Origin of the sequence: Vogesella sp. EB (genome assembly GCF_001037925.1) — a bacterium.
GTDB lineage: Bacteria > Pseudomonadota > Gammaproteobacteria > Burkholderiales > Chromobacteriaceae > Vogesella > Vogesella indigofera.
Genome location: NZ_LFDT01000005.1, coordinates 147,676 through 164,392, shown reverse-complemented (window position 1 = coordinate 164,392; position 16,717 = coordinate 147,676). Strand labels below are relative to the sequence as shown.

18 protein-coding genes are annotated in these 16,717 nt (G+C 61.9%); 10 read left to right on the top strand and 8 right to left on the bottom strand.

The genetic code is table 11. The features are described 5' to 3' along the window. Window positions 1-174 (bottom strand): DUF4124 domain-containing protein (locus ACG97_RS18230; RefSeq protein WP_156167940.1); only part of this gene is annotated, 174 nt, incomplete at its 3' end. 211 nt (window positions 175-385) lie between these two features. Further along, complete coding sequence (glnA, locus tag ACG97_RS05045; RefSeq protein WP_047966240.1) at window positions 386-1,804, bottom strand: type I glutamate--ammonia ligase; 1,419 nt, start codon at window positions 1,802-1,804, stop codon at window positions 386-388. A 316-nt stretch (window positions 1,805-2,120) separates the two neighbouring features. Here glnA and ACG97_RS05040 point away from each other — a divergent pair, with 316 nt between their 5' ends. From ACG97_RS05040 to ACG97_RS05015, 6 genes are all read left to right on the top strand, one after another. Then, window positions 2,121-2,570 carry a rhodanese-like domain-containing protein gene (locus tag ACG97_RS05040; RefSeq protein ID WP_047966239.1) on the top strand — a complete coding sequence of 150 codons (450 nt, stop codon included), beginning with the start codon at window positions 2,121-2,123 and terminating at the stop codon, window positions 2,568-2,570. 100 nt (window positions 2,571-2,670) lie between these two features. Further along, window positions 2,671-3,492, top strand: coding sequence for a shikimate dehydrogenase (aroE, locus tag ACG97_RS05035; protein WP_047966238.1), 822 nt, complete (start codon window positions 2,671-2,673; stop codon window positions 3,490-3,492). A 3-nt stretch (window positions 3,493-3,495) separates the two neighbouring features. After that, window positions 3,496-4,179, top strand: coding sequence for a monofunctional biosynthetic peptidoglycan transglycosylase (mtgA, locus tag ACG97_RS05030; RefSeq protein WP_047966237.1), 684 nt, complete (start codon window positions 3,496-3,498; stop codon window positions 4,177-4,179). A 205-nt stretch (window positions 4,180-4,384) separates the two neighbouring features. After that, window positions 4,385-5,827 (top strand): magnesium transporter, encoded by a 1,443-nt coding sequence (gene mgtE, locus ACG97_RS05025; RefSeq protein WP_047966236.1) that lies wholly within the window; start codon window positions 4,385-4,387, stop codon window positions 5,825-5,827. 3 nt (window positions 5,828-5,830) lie between these two features. Beyond that, the gene (gene prmC, locus ACG97_RS05020) at window positions 5,831-6,646 is read left to right on the top strand and encodes a peptide chain release factor N(5)-glutamine methyltransferase (protein WP_047966235.1); all 816 of its coding nucleotides are present in this window, start codon (window positions 5,831-5,833) and stop codon (window positions 6,644-6,646) included. Window positions 6,647-6,675: 29 nt separating this feature from the next. Beyond that, the gene (locus ACG97_RS05015) at window positions 6,676-7,368 is read left to right on the top strand and encodes a phosphatase PAP2 family protein (RefSeq protein WP_053068068.1); all 693 of its coding nucleotides are present in this window, start codon (window positions 6,676-6,678) and stop codon (window positions 7,366-7,368) included. A gap of 31 nt (window positions 7,369-7,399) precedes the next feature. Here the strand turns inward: ACG97_RS05015 and ACG97_RS05010 are convergent, their stop codons facing one another. Further along, on the bottom strand, window positions 7,400-7,879 hold the full coding sequence (locus ACG97_RS05010) for a peptidylprolyl isomerase (protein ID WP_047966234.1): 480 nt from the start codon (window positions 7,877-7,879) through the stop codon (window positions 7,400-7,402). 128 nt (window positions 7,880-8,007) lie between these two features. Here ACG97_RS05010 and ACG97_RS05005 point away from each other — a divergent pair, with 128 nt between their 5' ends. Together ACG97_RS05005 and ACG97_RS17130 are read left to right on the top strand one after the other, a co-directional pair. Next, the gene (locus ACG97_RS05005; protein WP_047966233.1) at window positions 8,008-9,135 is read left to right on the top strand and encodes a cupin domain-containing protein; all 1,128 of its coding nucleotides are present in this window, start codon (window positions 8,008-8,010) and stop codon (window positions 9,133-9,135) included. Window positions 9,136-9,398: 263 nt separating this feature from the next. Beyond that, the gene (locus ACG97_RS17130; RefSeq protein WP_082133648.1) at window positions 9,399-9,593 is read left to right on the top strand and encodes a hypothetical protein; all 195 of its coding nucleotides are present in this window, start codon (window positions 9,399-9,401) and stop codon (window positions 9,591-9,593) included. Window positions 9,594-9,716: 123 nt separating this feature from the next. Here the strand turns inward: ACG97_RS17130 and bamC are convergent, their stop codons facing one another. Next, window positions 9,717-10,859 carry an outer membrane protein assembly factor BamC gene (bamC, locus tag ACG97_RS05000; protein WP_047966232.1) on the bottom strand — a complete coding sequence of 381 codons (1,143 nt, stop codon included), beginning with the start codon at window positions 10,857-10,859 and terminating at the stop codon, window positions 9,717-9,719. A 12-nt stretch (window positions 10,860-10,871) separates the two neighbouring features. Continuing rightward, complete coding sequence (gene dapA / locus ACG97_RS04995) at window positions 10,872-11,747, bottom strand: 4-hydroxy-tetrahydrodipicolinate synthase (RefSeq protein ID WP_047966231.1); 876 nt, start codon at window positions 11,745-11,747, stop codon at window positions 10,872-10,874. Between the two features lie 170 nt (window positions 11,748-11,917). Here dapA and ACG97_RS04990 point away from each other — a divergent pair, with 170 nt between their 5' ends. Together ACG97_RS04990 and fabG are read left to right on the top strand one after the other, a co-directional pair. After that, window positions 11,918-13,549 carry an ABC-F family ATPase gene (locus ACG97_RS04990; protein WP_047966230.1) on the top strand — a complete coding sequence of 544 codons (1,632 nt, stop codon included), beginning with the start codon at window positions 11,918-11,920 and terminating at the stop codon, window positions 13,547-13,549. Between the two features lie 297 nt (window positions 13,550-13,846). Further along, window positions 13,847-14,587 carry a 3-oxoacyl-ACP reductase FabG gene (gene fabG / locus ACG97_RS04985; protein WP_047966229.1) on the top strand — a complete coding sequence of 247 codons (741 nt, stop codon included), beginning with the start codon at window positions 13,847-13,849 and terminating at the stop codon, window positions 14,585-14,587. Between the two features lie 93 nt (window positions 14,588-14,680). Here fabG and ACG97_RS04980 read toward each other — a convergent pair whose 3' ends face one another. Genes ACG97_RS04980 through minD form a run of 3 tightly spaced genes read right to left on the bottom strand, consistent with a single transcriptional unit; the run spans window position 14,681 to window position 16,690 of the window. Continuing rightward, entirely contained in the window at window positions 14,681-15,610 is a 930-nt protein-coding gene (locus tag ACG97_RS04980) for a LysR substrate-binding domain-containing protein (protein ID WP_047966228.1), read from the bottom strand. Between the two features lie 4 nt (window positions 15,611-15,614). Beyond that, on the bottom strand, window positions 15,615-15,875 hold the full coding sequence (minE, locus tag ACG97_RS04975) for a cell division topological specificity factor MinE (RefSeq protein ID WP_047966227.1): 261 nt from the start codon (window positions 15,873-15,875) through the stop codon (window positions 15,615-15,617). A 2-nt stretch (window positions 15,876-15,877) separates the two neighbouring features. Then, window positions 15,878-16,690 carry a septum site-determining protein MinD gene (gene minD / locus ACG97_RS04970; RefSeq protein ID WP_047966226.1) on the bottom strand — a complete coding sequence of 271 codons (813 nt, stop codon included), beginning with the start codon at window positions 16,688-16,690 and terminating at the stop codon, window positions 15,878-15,880. Window positions 16,691-16,717: the final 27 nt, after the last annotated feature.

Below are 16,717 nucleotides of genomic sequence, written 5' to 3'. Positions count from 1 at the left end.
CGGCGGTGGCGAGTCGTCGCTGGCGGGAGTGACCAGTACCGCGCGCGCGCCGCGCATCGGCACGTTGGTGAAGGTGACGTGGCCATCCTTGTCGACGTGTTTGTAGATGGTGGCGGCGCTGGCCGTCGTGGCAGCGCTGCACAGCAGCAGGGAAACGAGAAGCGGGCGCAGCATGGCGTCACCAGGGAAGAACGGACCAGCGCCGATGATAGTGAAAGTTGCGCGTCGCGTCAGCGCGCCGGCGCATTAAATTGCCGGCGGCGGTGGTCAAGGCGTGCGGCCAACGTTGGCCGCAAGTCTTGACCGCCGCAATGAAAAACCCGCAGCGCCGATGGCACTGCGGGTGGATGCGACGGTTCCGGATTGCGCCGGAACGGGTGTCAGCTTAGAGCGAGTAGTACATCGCGAATTCTACCGGGTGGGTAGTCATGCGCGTCAGGTTCACTTCCTTCATCTTCAGCTCGATGTAGGCGTCGATCCACTCGTTGGAGAACACACCGCCACGGGTCAGGAACTCGCGGTCGGCGTCCAGTGCGGCCAGTGCTTCGTCCAGCGACGCGCACACGGTCGGGATCAGCTTGTCTTCTTCCGGCGGCAGGTCGTACAGGTTCTTGTCGGCAGCATCGCCCGGGTGGATCTTGTTCTGGATACCGTCCAGGCCAGCCATCATCAGCGCGGCGAAGCACAGGTACGGGTTGGCCAGCGGATCCGGGAAGCGCGCCTCGATACGACGGCCTTTCGGGTTGGCCACGTGCGGGATGCGGATGGAAGCGGAACGGTTCTTGGCGGAGTAGGCCAGTTTCACCGGTGCTTCGTAGTGCGGAACCAGACGCTTGTAGGAGTTGGTGCCCGGGTTGGTGATCGCGTTCAGTGCCTTGGCGTGCTTGATGATACCGCCGATGTAGTAAAGGGCGATGTCGGACAGGCCGGCGTAGCCGTCACCGGCGAACAGGTTCTTGCCGTCTTTCCAGATCGACTGGTGCACGTGCATGCCGGAACCGTTGTCGCCAACGATAGGCTTAGGCATGAAGGTCGCGGTCTTGCCGTAGCTGTGCGCCACGTTGTGGACCACGTACTTCAGGATCTGGGTCCAGTCGGCACGCTGGGTCAGGGTGCTGAACTTGGTGCCGATTTCGTTCTGGCCGGCGGTGGCCACTTCGTGGTGGTGAACTTCAACCGGTACGCCCAGTTCTTCCAGCAGCAGCACCATGGCCGAGCGGATGTCTTGCGAGGAGTCAACCGGTGGTACCGGGAAGTAACCGCCCTTCACGCCCGGACGGTGACCGGTGTTGCCGCCTTCGAATTCTTCAGCGGAAGCCCAGGCCGCTTCTTCGGCCTTGATCTTCACGAAGCAGCCGGACATGTCGGTGCCCCAGGTGATGCTGTCGAAAATGAAGAATTCCGGTTCCGGACCGAAGTAGGCGGTGTCACCAATGCCGGAGGCCTTCAGGTAGGCTTCGGCGCGCTTGGCTACCGAACGCGGGCAGCGGTCGTAGCCCTTGCCGTCGGCCGGGTCGATCACGTCGCAGGACATGAACACGGTCGGTTCGTCGAAGAACGGGTCGATCTTGGCAGTGGCAGGGTCAGCCATCAGCAGCATGTCGGAGGCCTGGATGCCTTTCCAGCCGGCGATGGAGGAGCCGTCGAATGCGTGGCCGTTCTCGAACCATGCATCGGCATCGTCCAGCAGCACGTGAGCAGGAATGGTCACGTGTTGTTCTTTACCCATTGTGTCGGTAAAGCGCAGGTCGACAAATTTTACGTCGTTTTCGGTGATGAGCTTGACTACGTCTGCAACCGCCATGGTGATCTCCTAAATGAGCTAGCTAAGTGCATCAATCTGGATGGCACAAATTTATGTACCGGGGTAAAAGCATGAAGCGTGCCAGCCGTAAGCGGGCGTGGGAAAGCCCATTTTGCCACATTTGCCGGCGCCTGCCGTGCCGCTGTTGCACGACAGTGGTGCCATTATTGTGCAAATCGCACCAAGCTGGTGCCTGATGGTGTCGATGCCCGCTTTTGGACCGCGCTTGCGGTGCCGGCCGCGTGATGACAGTCGTTGAACACTGCATTACTGTAACGGTCTGATCATTATTAGCGCGTTACACAGGAGCCTCCCCATGACAGTAGAAACCATTTTGGCAACAGCACAGTCGCGCGGCAGTGAACTGGGGCTGACCTACAGCGGCGCGCTGACGCCACCGGAGGCGTGGGCGGTGCGCCAGTCGCTGCCACAGGCGGTGATCGTCGATGTGCGCAGCGCGGCGGAATGGCAGTTTGTCGGCGTGATTCCGGAGGCGGTGCGCGTCGAGTTGCGTGCCTACCCCGGCATGGTGCCGAACGCCGCCTTTGTCAGCCAGCTGCAGCAGCAGGTCGGCAAGGACAAGACCGTGCTGTTCATCTGCCGCTCCGGCGCGCGCTCGGACGAGGCGGCAAGGTTGGCCGCAGAGGCAGGTTATGCCGAGGTTTACAATATTCTGGAAGGTTTCGAGGGCGATCGCGATGCCGAGCAGCATCGTGGCCGCGTCAATGGCTGGAAGGCGCACGGCCTGCCGTGGATTCAGGGTTGAGCCACGGCTTGCAGTTTCCGGCCTGACAAGGCAAAGTGTGTTTTTGGTCGAGCGGCTGCCACCGGCTTTGCCTTATTCCTATCCTGAAGAGATGTAAATCATGACTGATCGTTACGCCGTGATCGGCAATCCCATATCGCACAGCCAGTCGCCGTTCATTCATGCCGAGTTCGCCCAGGCCACCGGGCAGGACATGAATTACGAAAAGCTGTTTGCCGAGCTCGGCCAGTTCGTGCCGGTGGTGCAGGCCTTCTTCGCCAATGGCGGCAAGGGCCTCAATGTGACGCTGCCGTTCAAGGGTGACGCGTTCCGCTTTGCCGACGAGGTGACCGAGGCGGCGCGTCTGGCCGAGGCGGTCAACACCCTGACGCTGCGCGACGGCCGGATCTATGGCGACAATACCGACGGCACCGGCCTGGTGCGCGACATCGTCGACAACCTCGACGTGCAGGTGACCGGTCAGCGGGTGCTGCTGCTGGGCGCCGGTGGCGCGGTGCGCGGCGTGCTGCAGCCGCTGCTGGCGCAGCAGCCACAGGCGCTGACCATCGCCAACCGCACCGTGATCAAGGCGGAATCGCTGGCCTACCAGTTCCGCGCGCTGGGCGACATCGAGGCGGTCGGTTACGACGCGCTGCAGGGTCGCCAGTTCGATATTGTCATCAACGGCACCTCGACCAGCCTGTCCAACGAGCTGCCACCGATCCCTGCCGGCATCTTCAGCGGTCGCTCGCTGGCTTACGACATGGTGTACAGCCGCGGCCTGACGCCGTTCCTGCGTCGCGCGCAGTCCGAGAATGCCGGCATGCTGGCCGACGGCCTCGGCATGCTGGTGGAGCAGGCGGCGGAATCGTTCCGCATCTGGCGCGACATCCAGCCGGCCACGCGCAAGGTCACCAATATGCTGCGCGAGGTACTGGCCTGAGTCATGCGCTGGTTCCTTAAGATCGGAGCGGTCGTACTGACCGCTCTTTTTTTGTACTACCTGTGGATCTTCGGCCATATCGTCTACTGGCGGCATGCCAATCCGTCGAGCAGCTCGTTCATGGACGCGCAGCTGTCGCGACTGCAGGAAGACGATCCCGATGCCGAACTGCGCCATCGCTGGGTGGCGTATGACCGCATCTCCGGCAACCTGAAGCGGGCGGTGATCGCGGCCGAGGACGCCAAGTTTGTCGACCACGAAGGCTTCGACTGGGAAGGCATCGAGGTCGCCTTCGAGAAGAACCTGAAGCAGGGGCGCATCGTCGCCGGCGGCTCCACCATCAGCCAGCAGCTGGCGAAGAACCTGTTCCTGTCCAGCAAGAAGACACCGTGGCGCAAGATCGACGAGGCGTTCATTACCGTGATGCTGGAGGCGGTGCTCGACAAGCGCCGCATCCTGGAAATCTACCTCAACGTGATCGAGTGGGGTGACGGCGTGTTCGGCGCCGAGGCCGCCGCGCGTCACTACTACCGCACCTCTGCCGCCCGGCTGTCGAGCGGACAGGCGGCCAAACTGGCGGCGATGGTGCCCAACCCGCGCTACTACGATACCCACCGCAATGCCCAGGGTCTGGCCCGCAAGACCCGCATCATCCAGCGCCGCATGTCGCAGGCACTCGCTCCCTGAGCCGGTGACTGCCGGCCGTCGCGGTGGCTGGCTGTCACATTCGCATGCTACAATTTCGGCTTCTTTCGTGATCGCTGCGATACGCGCAGCTGAAACGCATGGACTTACCCAGTTATCTCATAACCACCACTACCTTTTTGGCTAGTCAATAACCCCGCCTGTTACCGGATTGCACTCACTCCGCCACGGGCGGCAGGAGACGTGCATGACGGTTATCGACAAAAAACAACCAACCGATCGTCTGCAGGATAACCTCAACCAGGTACAGCGCCTCATCGAGCGCCAGCGACTGGTCGAGGACCTCGTTCATCGCCAGGACATGCCCAAGCATGACCTGGTGGAATCGCTCGTCCACAAGCAGAACCTGGTCGAGCTGGAACACAAGCTCGAATCGTTGCACCCGGCGGATATCGCCTACATCCTCGAAGCCCTGCCGCTGGACGACCGCCTGCTGGTGTGGGATCTGGTCGACAGCGAGGATGAAGGCGAAATCCTGCTGGAAGTGTCGGACGCGGTACGCGAATCGCTGATCGAGTCGATGGAGCAGCACGAGCTGGTCGCCGCCGCCGAACAGCTGGACGCCGACGACCTCGCCGACCTGGCGCCGGACCTGCCGCGGCAGGTGGTGTACGAGGTGATGGGCGGCCTCGACGAAGAAGAGCGCCAGCAGCTGCAATCGGCACTCTCCTACGAAGAGGGGCAGGTCGGCGCGCTGATGGACTACGAGCTGGTCAAGATCCGCCCGGACGTCAGCTGCGAAGTGGTGCTGCGCTACCTGCGCCGTTTCGACGAATTGCCGAGCCAGACCGACAAGATTTTCGTGGTCGACGAAGACGGCGTGCTCAAGGGTGTGCTGCCGGTGCGCCGCCTGCTGGTGTGCGATCCGGAGCGGCTGGTGGAGGAGGTGATGGCGACCGAGGTGGTCAGCTTCCATCCCGACGAGGACGCCGCCGATGCCGCGCTGGCGTTCGAGCGCTATGACCTGGTGACCGCGCCGGTGGTCGACGAGCACGGCGTGCTGGTCGGCCGCCTCACCGTCGACGAGATGGTGGACGTGATCCGCGAGGAGTCGGAGACCGAGGCGCTGAACCTCGCCGGCCTGAAGGAAGAGGAAGACCTGTTCGCGCCGGTGATCGACTCGGTGAAAAACCGCTGGGCGTGGCTGGCGATCAACCTGTGTACTGCCTTCGTAGCCAGCCGCGTGATCGGCGCCTTCGAAGGCTCGATCGAGAGGCTGGTGGCGCTGGCGGCGCTGATGCCGATCGTCGCCGGCATCGGCGGCAACTCCGGCAACCAGACCATCACCATGATCGTGCGGGCGCTGGCGATGGGACAGTTGCAGCCGGGGCAGGCGCAGCGCCTGTGGCGCAAGGAGCTGGGCGTCAGCGTCATCAACGGGCTGGTGTGGGGCTCGGCGCTGGGCGTTCTGGCGTGGCTGCTGTACGGCAATTTCTCGCTGGGGCTGGTGATGCTGGCGGCCACCACCCTCAACCTGATGCTGGCGGCGTCGATGGGGGTGCTGATCCCGACCATGATGGAGCGTTTCGGCAAGGATCCAGCGGTCGGTTCCAGCGTGCTGATTACCGCCTGTACCGATTCCGGCGGCTTTTTCATTTTTCTCGGCCTCGCCAGCCTGTTCCTGCTCTAGACCATGAAGACGATCAACGAGGCCTTGCGCCATTTCGAACTGCCCCGCCTGGAGGCGCGGCTGTTGCTGTCGGCGGTGACCGGTTTCAGTCACGCCGAGCTGGTGTCGTTCGCCCCCGACGAGCTGACCGCGCAGCAGTGGCAGGCGTTTGCCGCGCTGGCGCAACGGCGGCTGGCCGGCGAGCCGGTGGCCTATCTGCTCGGCGAGCGCGAGTTCTACGGCCGCCCGTTCCGCGTCAGCCCGGAAGTGCTGATCCCGCGCCCGGAAACCGAACACCTGGTCGACGCGGCACTGCACAAGGTTGGCCGCAACCGTCGTGCGCGGGTGCTCGATCTTGGTACCGGCAGTGGCGCCATCGCGGTGACGCTGGCTCTGGAGGCGCCGCTGTGGCAAGTCAGTGCCGTGGACCTGTCACCGGCAGCGCTGGCGGTGGCGCAGCACAATGCAGCCAACCTTGGAGCCAACGTCAGCTTCCATCTGGGTAGCTGGCTGGCGCCGCTGCCGGCGGATGCGGTGTTCGATGCCATCGTCAGCAATCCGCCGTATATCGATGCACAGGATCACCATCTGGACGAGGGCGATGTCCGTTTCGAGCCGCGCATGGCGCTGACCGACGGCAACGACGGCCTCGATTGCCTGCGCGAGATTGTGGCGCAGGCGCCGGCGCGACTGGTCGCCGGCGGCTGGCTGCTGGTGGAGCATGGCTACGACCAGGGCGCGGCCTGCCGTGCACTGTTTGCCGCGGCCGGGCTGCAGCAGGTAGCGACGCTGCCGGATCTGGCTGGCAATGACCGTGTGACGCTGGGCTGCCGCGCGTGAGTCGCGGCTTTGTCGCCACATGCACACTGTTGGCGCTGCTGCTACTGCTGAGTGGCGGCAACCAGGCGCTGTTTTTGCAGTTGCACCACGCCGGCGCGGTGTTGCCGGCGCCGCTATGGCGTTTGCTCAGCATGCTCGGCGAGTGGTCGCTGGTGATCGCGGCCTTGCTGCTGTTGGCGCAGCGGCACCCGCAGCTGTTGCCGTCGCTGGTGGCGGCGGTGCTGCTTGGCATCGGCAGCGCCATCTTGCTCAAGGCGGCGTTCGCCGTGCCGCGCCCGTTTCTGGTGTTGCCGGCGGGCAGCGTGCAGTTGCTGGATGTGCTGCCGGCCAACGGTGCCTTTCCCTCCGGCCATGCCATGGCCAGCGCGCTGCTGGCCGGGGTGCTGGCGCAGGGGCGGCGCTGGTGGTGGCAGGCGGGGCTGATGGTTCTGGTATTGCTGGTGTGCTGGTCGCGTATCGCCATCGGCGTGCACTGGCCGCTGGATGTGCTGGTCGGCGCCGCATTGGGTTGGGTCATTGCACGGGTTTGCGTGCGATGGCAGTGGCCGGCCTGGCCGCGGACATGGACGCCGCAGCTGTTGCGCGGACTGGGACTGGTGCTGCTGCTGTATAGTGGCTGGAAACTGTGGCGCCAGCCGCCGAACGAGGCCTATGTGCTGTTCAACCTGCTGGCATCGCTGGCCGCGCTGCAGTTGCTGCGGCCAATGAAAAACGGGGCCTGAGCCCCGTTTTGTCGTGCACGTCAGCAACGGCTTAGTGGTGGTGACCGTGCTCGCCGTGGGCGTGGCCGTGGGCCACTTCTTCTGCCGATGCCGGGCGTACTTCGGCCACGGTAGCAACGAAGCGGATGGTCAGGCCAGCCAGTGGGTGGTTGCCATCCAGTACCGCCTTGCCGTCGGCAACGTCGGTCACGCGGAACAGGATCACGTCGCCGGTTTCCGGATCGTCAGCTTCGAACATCATGCCGACTTCGACTTCTTCCGGCAGCACGTCCAGCGGCTCGACACGGACCAGCTCTTCTTCCGGTTCGCCAAATGCGTCGTCAGGCGTCATGGTGACGGTGATGGACTCGCCCACGTTCTTGCCGTGCAGCGCTTCTTCCACCATCGGGAAAATGCCATCGTAGCCGCCATGCAGGTAGGCGATCGGCTCTTCCGTCTTGTCGAGCAGGTTGTTGTCAGCGTCGTACATTTCGTAGTGGATGGTGACAACGGAGTTTTTGACGATTTGCATGTGGCGGTACCGTAAAGATAAAGAATGATAACGATGTTTGACCCAGAGCCGGGCGCTGCCGGCATGAAGGGCCATAATCGGCATCCCCTATTGTAAACCATTGCCAGATGGCACAACGAGATTCTGACATGAAAGCGATTGATCTGTTGGGCGGCATGACTGCCGAAACCTTTTTGCAGGACTACTGGCACAAGAAGCCGCTGCTGATCCGCGGCGCGCTGACCGATGTCGGGGCGCCGGTTGATCTGGCATGGCTGACCGAGCTGTCGCGTAGCGAGGATGTCGAGTCGCGGCTGATCGAGTTCAAGCAGGGCAAGTGGTCGCTGGAGCGCGGCCCGTTCCGCCCCGGCCGCTTGCGGCGCCTGCCGGAAAGCGACTGGACCATCCTGGTGCAGAACGTCAACCATCACCTGCCGCATATTGCCGACATCCTGTGGCGTTTCGATTTCATGCCTTATGCCCGGCTGGACGACCTGATGATCAGCTATGCGCCGCCCGGCGGTACCGTCGGCCCGCATTTCGATTCCTACGACGTGTTCCTGCTGCAGGTCGGCGGTCGCAAGCACTGGCAGATCTCCTCGCAGCAGGACGAGGCCTTCATCGAGGATGCGCCGATCAAGGTGCTGAAGGACTTCCGCATGGAAGAGGAGTTCGTGCTGGAGCATGGCGACATGCTGTACCTGCCGCCGCGCTACGCTCATTACGGCGTGGCGCTGGAGTCGGGCATGACTTACTCGATCGGCTTCAGGGCGCCATCCGCGCAGGAGTTGGCGACAGAATTCCTTGTTTACCTGCAGGACAGAATTTGTATTGATGGCAGATATGCCGACCCCGAGCTGCGGCCGCCGCAGGAGCCGGCACGGCTGGACGACAGCATGGTGGAGCAGGTTGGCCGCATCCTGTCGCAGATCAGCTGGGATCGCCACACGGTGACCGATTTTCTCGGCCATTACCTGACGGAGCCGAAGCCGCACGTGTTCTACGAGGCGCCGGAAGAAGAGCTGGACGAAGACGAGTTCGCTGCTGCGGTGGCGGCAACAGGGGTAGAGCTGGATCTGAAGACGCTGATTCTTTACGCCGATGACATGCTGTACTGCAACGGAGAAGCTCTGCCGGTGCTGGCGGACGATGTCGCGGCGTGGCAACAGTTGGCCAACCGGCGCCGTATGTCGCCGCAGCAGCTGTCGCCGTCAATGATGCCTTTATTATTAGAGGGTTACCTTGCCGGCTGGTGGCAGCCGGCCGGCGAAAACTGAAAAAGGACATTGTCTACAATGTTGCGGATGACGGATGGGGTGCGTATATTGTTTTGATCCTAAATTATTCTGTTGTTGCATTGCCGCAGAATCATGTCCGATATTCGCAATAAATTATTGTTTACCCCCTTTTCAGCAAATTTTTTCATGCTACAATTCGCGCACTGATTAAATCTGCACTACTTCCTCATCACACTTTTCTTGCTTGAGAAAGTAGTAGTTTAAACGTCTTGTTCAACACTCGCTTTCAAAGGTATTTACAAATGAAACAGTCGCTCCTCGTTGCTGCCCTGCTGGCCGTTGCTCTGTCCGCTTGCGGCAAAAAAGAAGAGGCTCCAGTTGAAGCTTCCGCTCCAGCTGTTGAAGCTTCCGCTCCTGAAGTTGTTGAAGCTTCCGCTCCTGCAGTTGACGCTTCCGCTGCTGACGCGTCCGCTCCAGCTGCTTCCGCTGCTCAGTAATTCTGAGTTAGCAAGAAAAACCGGCGCTAGCGCCGGTTTTTTTACGCCTGTCGCCAGCTGCTGTGTCGCTGGCTGGCATGAAAAAAGCCCGCGATTGCGGGCTTTTTGCTTGCCGGGTGGGGCTTACTGCAGTTCGTTGAGCAGTTTCTGCTGCAGTGTCTGCAGCTGCTTGGCCGACAGTGGCGTGCCCTGGCTGTTGCGGATGCTGATCCGGGTCTGCTCCGCATCGGCCGGCTTCAGTTCGATGCGCAGTTGCTCGCGCAGCGGCTCGGCTGCTTTTTCCTTGTCCTGCCAGAAGGCCAGCGAAGACAAGATGCCGCCGCTGCTGTTCTCGGTCGCCTTCAGCGCTTCGTCCTGTACCGGGCTGACGAAGTAGACGCCCATTGAGCGGTCGCGATCAACGATGGCCAGACCCTGGCGTTCCAGTGCCAGGCCGACGCGGCGCCAGCTGCGCTCGAAACTGTCGGCAAGAATGATGTCGCCGCCTTCGCTGCGAACCTTGCTGCTGGCGACCGGATTGGCGCTGGCCTCCAGCTTGCGGGCGTTCTGTGCGACGGTGGCTTCATCCACGCCAAGACGGACCAGGAAGCGCGACAGGAACACCGCTTCCAGTTCCGGATCGGCCGGACGCGGCTGCCAGCGGGTGGCATCCTTCGCTTCGTTGATGTAGATCTCGTACATGCCGCGATGGGTGAAGAACACGTCGGTGCCGGTGGCGGACTGTTCGACGCGGATGCGGAAGCGGTCACGTTCCGGGGTCGACAGTACCGAGCCCAGGCCGATGTTTTCCAGCAGGTTGCGCACCGGGTCGCGGCCCAGCTTGGCGCGGTTTTCCGCCCAGTCGGTTTCCATCAGGCCGACATCCGGTTCTTCGGTCTGGATCACGAAGCCGTTATCCTGCCAGAAGGCCTTCAGCAGTGGCCAGACTTGGGCAGGGCTCTTGCCTTCCACGCTGATCCAGCGCTGGCTGCCGGCGCGTTCGATCTGCGCCTTGGCTTTCTGGTCGGCGCTGACCACCACGTTGGCCGCAACCTTGCTGTTGAGGGCGACATCGGCGGGGGCGGTGCTGCTGCCGTTGCTGTTGACCACAGGCAGCGGGTAGCGGTCCTGCTGTTGCGGTGCGCTCAGGTCCGGCGGTACTTCCAGCGAGCGTTTGGCTGCAGGGGCATCGGACTTGTAGGCGATGGCGCTGTCCGGGCCGCTGCTGGCGCAACCGGAGATCAGTGCCGAGGAGACGACACCGGTGAGCAGGGCTTTTTTCATCATGGCATTCACGGGTTACAGCACCTCTGCTTGTTGCATCGCTTGTTCGACGAGGGTGGCGCTGGCGGCGGTGAGCGGGGTCAGCGGCAGACGCAGACCGGCCGGCATCAGACCGAGGCGGTGCATCGCCCATTTTGCCGGGATCGGGTTCGGCTCGGCGAACAGGAACTTGTGCAGGCCTTGCAGCTTGTCATTGATGCGGCGTGCTTCGGCGGCGTTGCCGGCGATGGCAGCCTGGCACATGGCGCTCATCAGCTTGGGAGCGACGTTGGAGGTGACAGAGATCACGCCGTGGCCGCCGCACAGCATGAAGGCCATGCCTGTCGGATCGTCTCCGGAGTAGAGACCGAAGCCTTGCGGCACGCGCTTGATCAGGTCGCAGGCGCGGCCGATGTCGCCGGTAGCGTCCTTCAGGCCGACGATATTGCCGATTTCGCTCAGGCGCAGCACGGTATCGTTGCTCATGTCGGCTACGGTACGGCCCGGCACGTTGTACAGGATGACCGGCAGTTCCACCGCTTCGGCGATCGTGCGGAAGTGCTGGTAGATGCCTTCCTGGGTTGGCTTGTTGTAGTACGGCACGACCGACAGCGAATGGCTGGCGCCGGCCTGCTTGGCGAGGGCCGCCAGTTCGATGGCCTCACTGGTGGAGTTGCCACCCGTGCCGGCAATGACGGTAATGCGGCCGGCGGCGTGTTGGGCCACGGCCGCCACGACCTTGATATGTTCATCCACGCCCAGGGTGGCGGATTCGCCAGTGGTTCCCACGGCCACGATGCCGTCGGTACCGTTATCGATGTGGAAATCTACGAGACGTTTCAGCGATTCAAAATCGACCTGGCCGTCCTCGAACATCGGGGTGACCAGCGCAACGAGGCTACCGGTAAGCATAAGATCTGCCTATTCTGGTTAAGGGTTTAAATGGTGTTCGATTGTAGCGGAATTCCGAGGCAGCTGCGAAAGCAAAGATGTACCGGCCGCAACACCCTGATTGCAGAGGGTGTTTGTGGTAAAATGCAGGGTTTTCCGGTACATGCAGTGACTGGCTGAGGAATGATCGAGTGATTACGACAAGCAACATTACCATGCAGTTCGGCGCCAAGCCGCTTTTCGAGAAGGTTTCCGTCAAATTTGGTGAAGGCAACCGTTATGGCCTGATCGGCGCCAACGGTTCCGGCAAATCGACTTTCATGAAAATTCTCGGGGGAGACCTCGAGCAAACCAGTGGCGAAGTCGCCATTGAGAACGGCCTGCGCCTGGGTAAGTTGCGCCAGGACCAGTTCGGCTATGAAGACCAGCGCGTGATCGATGTAGTCATGATGGGGCACACCGAGATGTGGGCGGCGATGAGCGAACGCGATGCCATCTACGCCAACCTGGAAGCCACCGAAGACGACTACATGCACGCGGCCGAACTAGAAGCCAAGTTTGCCGAATACGACGGCTACACCGCCGAGGCCCGTGCCGGCGAACTGCTGATGGGGGTCGGCATTGCCACCGAACAGCACTTCGGCCCGATGAGCGAAGTGGCACCGGGCTGGAAGCTGCGCGTGCTGCTGGCGCAGGCGCTGTTCTCCAATCCGGACATCCTGTTGCTGGACGAACCGACCAACAACCTGGACATCAACACCATCCGCTGGCTGGAGCATGTGCTGAACGAGCGCAACTCCACCATGATCATCATCTCGCACGACCGTCACTTCCTGAACTCGGTCTGCACCCACATGGCGGATCTGGACTACAACACCATCCGTATCTACCCGGGTAGCTACGATGACTACATGATCGCCTCCACCCAGGCGCGTGAACGCCAGCTTAGCTCCAATGCCAAGGCCAAGGAACGCATCCAGGACCTGCAGGAATTTGCCGCCCGCTTCTCCGCCAACAAGTCCAAGGCCCGTCAGGCCACCTCGCGCCTGAAGCAGGTCGACAAGCTGAAGTCGGAAATGGTGGAAGTGAAGCCTTCCAGCCGCCAGAGCCCGTTCATCCGCTTCGAGATGGACGAGCGCTTCAAGCTGCACCGTCAGGCGGTGGAAGTGCAGTCGCTGAGCAAGGCCTACGACAACAAGGTGCTGTTCAAGGACATGAACTTCATCCTGGAGGCCGGCGCGCGGCTGGCCATCATCGGCCCTAACGGTGCCGGTAAAACCTCGCTGGTGAAAATGCTGGCCGGCGCCTTCGATCCGGTGCTGGCGGAAGGCCTGACCGCGGATTACGGCACGGTTAAATGGGCGGAAAAGGCGCAGATCGGCTACTTTGCCCAGGATCACGAGGCCGAGTTCGATAGCGACCGCACGCTGACGGAGTGGATGCGCGAGTGGGGCCAGGAAGGCGATGACGAGCAGGTGATCCGCGGTACCCTCGGTCGCCTGCTGTTCGGCGGCAACGACGTGGAAAAAGCGGTGCGCGTGCTATCCGGTGGTGAAAAGGGTCGCATGCTGTACGGCAAGCTGCTGCTGCAGAAGCCGAACGTGATGATCATGGACGAACCGACCAACCACATGGACATGGAGTCGATCGAAGCCCTGAACATGGCGCTGGAAAAGTACAAGGGCACGCTGATTTTCGTGTCGCACGACCGCCAGTTCGTCAGCTCGCTGGCCACCCAGATCCTGGAGCTGGACGGCAAGGGCGGTTACGACTACTACACCGGCGATTACGAGGAATACCTGTCCAGCAAGGGCCTGGAGTAATTCCCCACAATCCCATACAAAACAGGCAGCTAGCGCTGCCTGTTTTTTTATGTGCAGGTTGGCCGCAACAGCCGTTGCCGCCCACGTCAGCTTCTTAGAGCGATTGCTTTACGTTGGCGACAGCCTTGCGCTATATTGCAGCGCAAGATGTTGTGCGTTGCAAAACAGGATGCCGCAGTGCAATGTCAAAGCCATAACAAAAGACAGAGAAAAACAGGGACTTGAATCTCGAAGGTCGGTGGTGGAGGAATATCCGTTCGACAATCGGGTTGCCTGCAACCTAGCAAAGGAAAAATCATGCGCTTGAAAGGGAAAGTCTCCATCATCACCGGTGGTGCCAGTGGTATCGGTAAGGCTACTGCAGAGAAATTCATCAAGGAAGGCGCCATCGTAGCGGTTTGCGACATCAATATGGATGCCGTCAATGCCGTAGTGGAAGAGCTGAAAGCGCTGGGTGGCGAAGCCGTCGGCTATCAGGTGGACGTGACCAACAAGGCGCAGATCGCCGACATGGTTGGCGCCCTGAAGAGCAGCTACGGCCGCATCGACGTGCTGGTCAACAACGCCGGCATCGTGATGGATGCGCAGCTGATCAAGATGAGCGAAGACCAGTTCGACAAGGTGATCGACATCAACCTGAAGGGCGTTTACAACTGTACCAAGGCCGTGGTCGACACCATGATCGAGCAGGGTGCCGGTGTGATCCTCAACGCGTCTTCCGTGGTTGGTGTGTACGGCAACTTCGGCCAGACCAACTACGCCGCCTCCAAGTTCGGCGTGATCGGTTTCGTCAAGACCTGGGCCAAGGAACTGGGCAAGAAGGGTATTCGCGCCAACGCGGTGTGCCCGGGCTTTGTCGCCACCCCGATCCTGAAGTCGATGCCTGAAAAGGTGATCCAGGCGATGGAAGACAAGGTGCCGATGAAGCGCATGGCGCAGCCGGAAGAAATCGCCAACGTCTACGCCTGGCTTGCTTCCGACGAAGCCAGCTACATCAACGGTGCCGCCATCGAAGTGACCGGTGGCCTGACGCTGTAAGCAGCCTACTGCGGCAGCTTGCCGCACACAAAAAAGGTTGGCCGCAATTGCGGCCAACCTTTTTTCATGCCTGTTGCCATTACGGGAAGCGGCTCAGGCTTCGTGCTCCAGCATGGTGACGCCGTTGAGGCCGGAGCGGAACACTGCCTGCTGCAAGGTGTGGATCGCCTGCTTGCGGAAAAACTGCTTGCGGGTGACCAGCAGCACGCGCCGCTGCGGCACCGGAGCGGCAAACGGGATGATCGACAGCAGGCCTTCGTCCGCCGCCGACACCGAGGTCTGCGGCAGCACGGTGACGCCCATGCCGCTGGCCACCATGTGACGGATGGTGTTGAGCGAGCTGCCCTGCAGCGATGCGGCCAGGCCGTTGTTCTGGTGCTGGCGGCTGGCGACCTCGCTGCAGGCCTGCAGCACGTGATCGCGGAAGCAGTTGCCCTGCGACAGCAGCAGCACGCTTTCGCTGGCCAGATCGGACGAGCGCACCGCGTCGCGCTTCTCCCACGGATGGCCCTTGGGGGTGGCGACGACGAATTCTTCGTCGTACAGCGGCACCGCCACCGTGCCCGGCTCGTCGAACGGGTCGGCGACGATGATGGCGTCGACTTCGCCGCGCTTGAGCATTTCCGCCAGCCGCGCGGTGTAGTTTTCTTCCAGGATCAGCGGCATTTCCGGCGCCAGGATGCGCAGCGCCAGGATCAGCTTCGGCAGCAGGTAGGGGCTGATGGTGAAGATCACCCCCAGCTTCAGCGGCCCGGCCAGCTCGTTCTGGTGCTCGCCGGCAAGGCGCTTTACCGTTTCCGCCTCTTCCAGCACCCGCTGCGACTGTTCGATGATGCGTTCGCCGATTTCGGTGACGCTCACCTCCTGGCCGCCACGCTCGAACAGGGTGACGCCCAGCTCGTCTTCCAGTTTCTTGATCGCGATCGACAGCGTCGGCTGGCTGACGAAGCAGCTTTGGGCCGCCCGCCCGAAGTGACGCTCGCGCGCCACCGCGACGATATAACGCAGTTCGGTCAGAGTCATGGTGTCAGCGCTGGTGTTCCGGCAGGACGATGTTCACTTCCAGTACCTCGAAGTTGTCCTGGCGCTCCAGGTGCACCTTGATGTCGTCCTGGTTCACCGCCACGTACTTGGAGATCACTTCCATAAGCTCGCGCTGCAGCGCCGGCAGGTAGTCCGGCGCGCCGGTCTTGCCGTCGCGTTCGTGCGCCAGGATGATCTGCAGGCGCTCACGGGCGATGGAGGCCGTTTTCTGGCGCTTGCCAAAAATCATATCGATCAGGGACATGGCTAGCCTCCAAACAGTCGTTTCAGGAAGCCGATTTTTTCCGCTTCCACAAAGCGCATCGGACGGTCCTCGCCAAGGAAGCGGGCCACCACGTCACCGTAAGCTTCGGCGGCGTCGGAACCCTTGATGTGGATCGCCGGGGTGCCGGAGTTGGACGCCTGCAGGATGGCCTGCGATTCCGGGATCACGCCGATCAGCGGAATGCGCAGGATTTCCTTCACGTCTTCCACCGACAGCATCTCGCCCTTGTCGACGCGGGCCGGCGAGTAGCGGGTGATCAGCAGGTGTTCCTTCACCGGCTCGCGGCCTTCTTCGGCGCGGCGCGATTTCGACGACAGGATGCCGAGAATGCGGTCGGAGTCGCGTACCGACGACACTTCCGGGTTGGTGACCACGATGGCTTCGTCGGCAAAGTACAGCGACATCAGCGCGCCTTTTTCGATGCCGGCCGGCGAATCGCAGACGATGAACTCAAAGCCCATCTCGTCCAGGTTCTTCAGCACCGTTTCCACGCCTTCGCGGCTGAGCGAGTCCTTGTCGCGGGTCTGCGACGCCGGCATCACGTACAGGTTGTCGCAGTGCTTGTCCTTGATCAGCGCCTGGTTGAGGCTGGCTTCGCCATTGATCACGTTGATCAGGTCGTACACCACGCGACGCTCGCAGCCCATGATCAGGTCCAGGTTGCGCAGGCCGACGTCGAAGTCGATCACGGCGGTCTTGTGGCCGCGCAGGGCGAGGCCGGATGCAAAGCTGGCGCTGGTGGTGGTTTTGCCGACACCACCCTTGCCGGAGGTCACAACGATGATTTTTGCCACGATATCGATCCTTGGAATAACGATGCT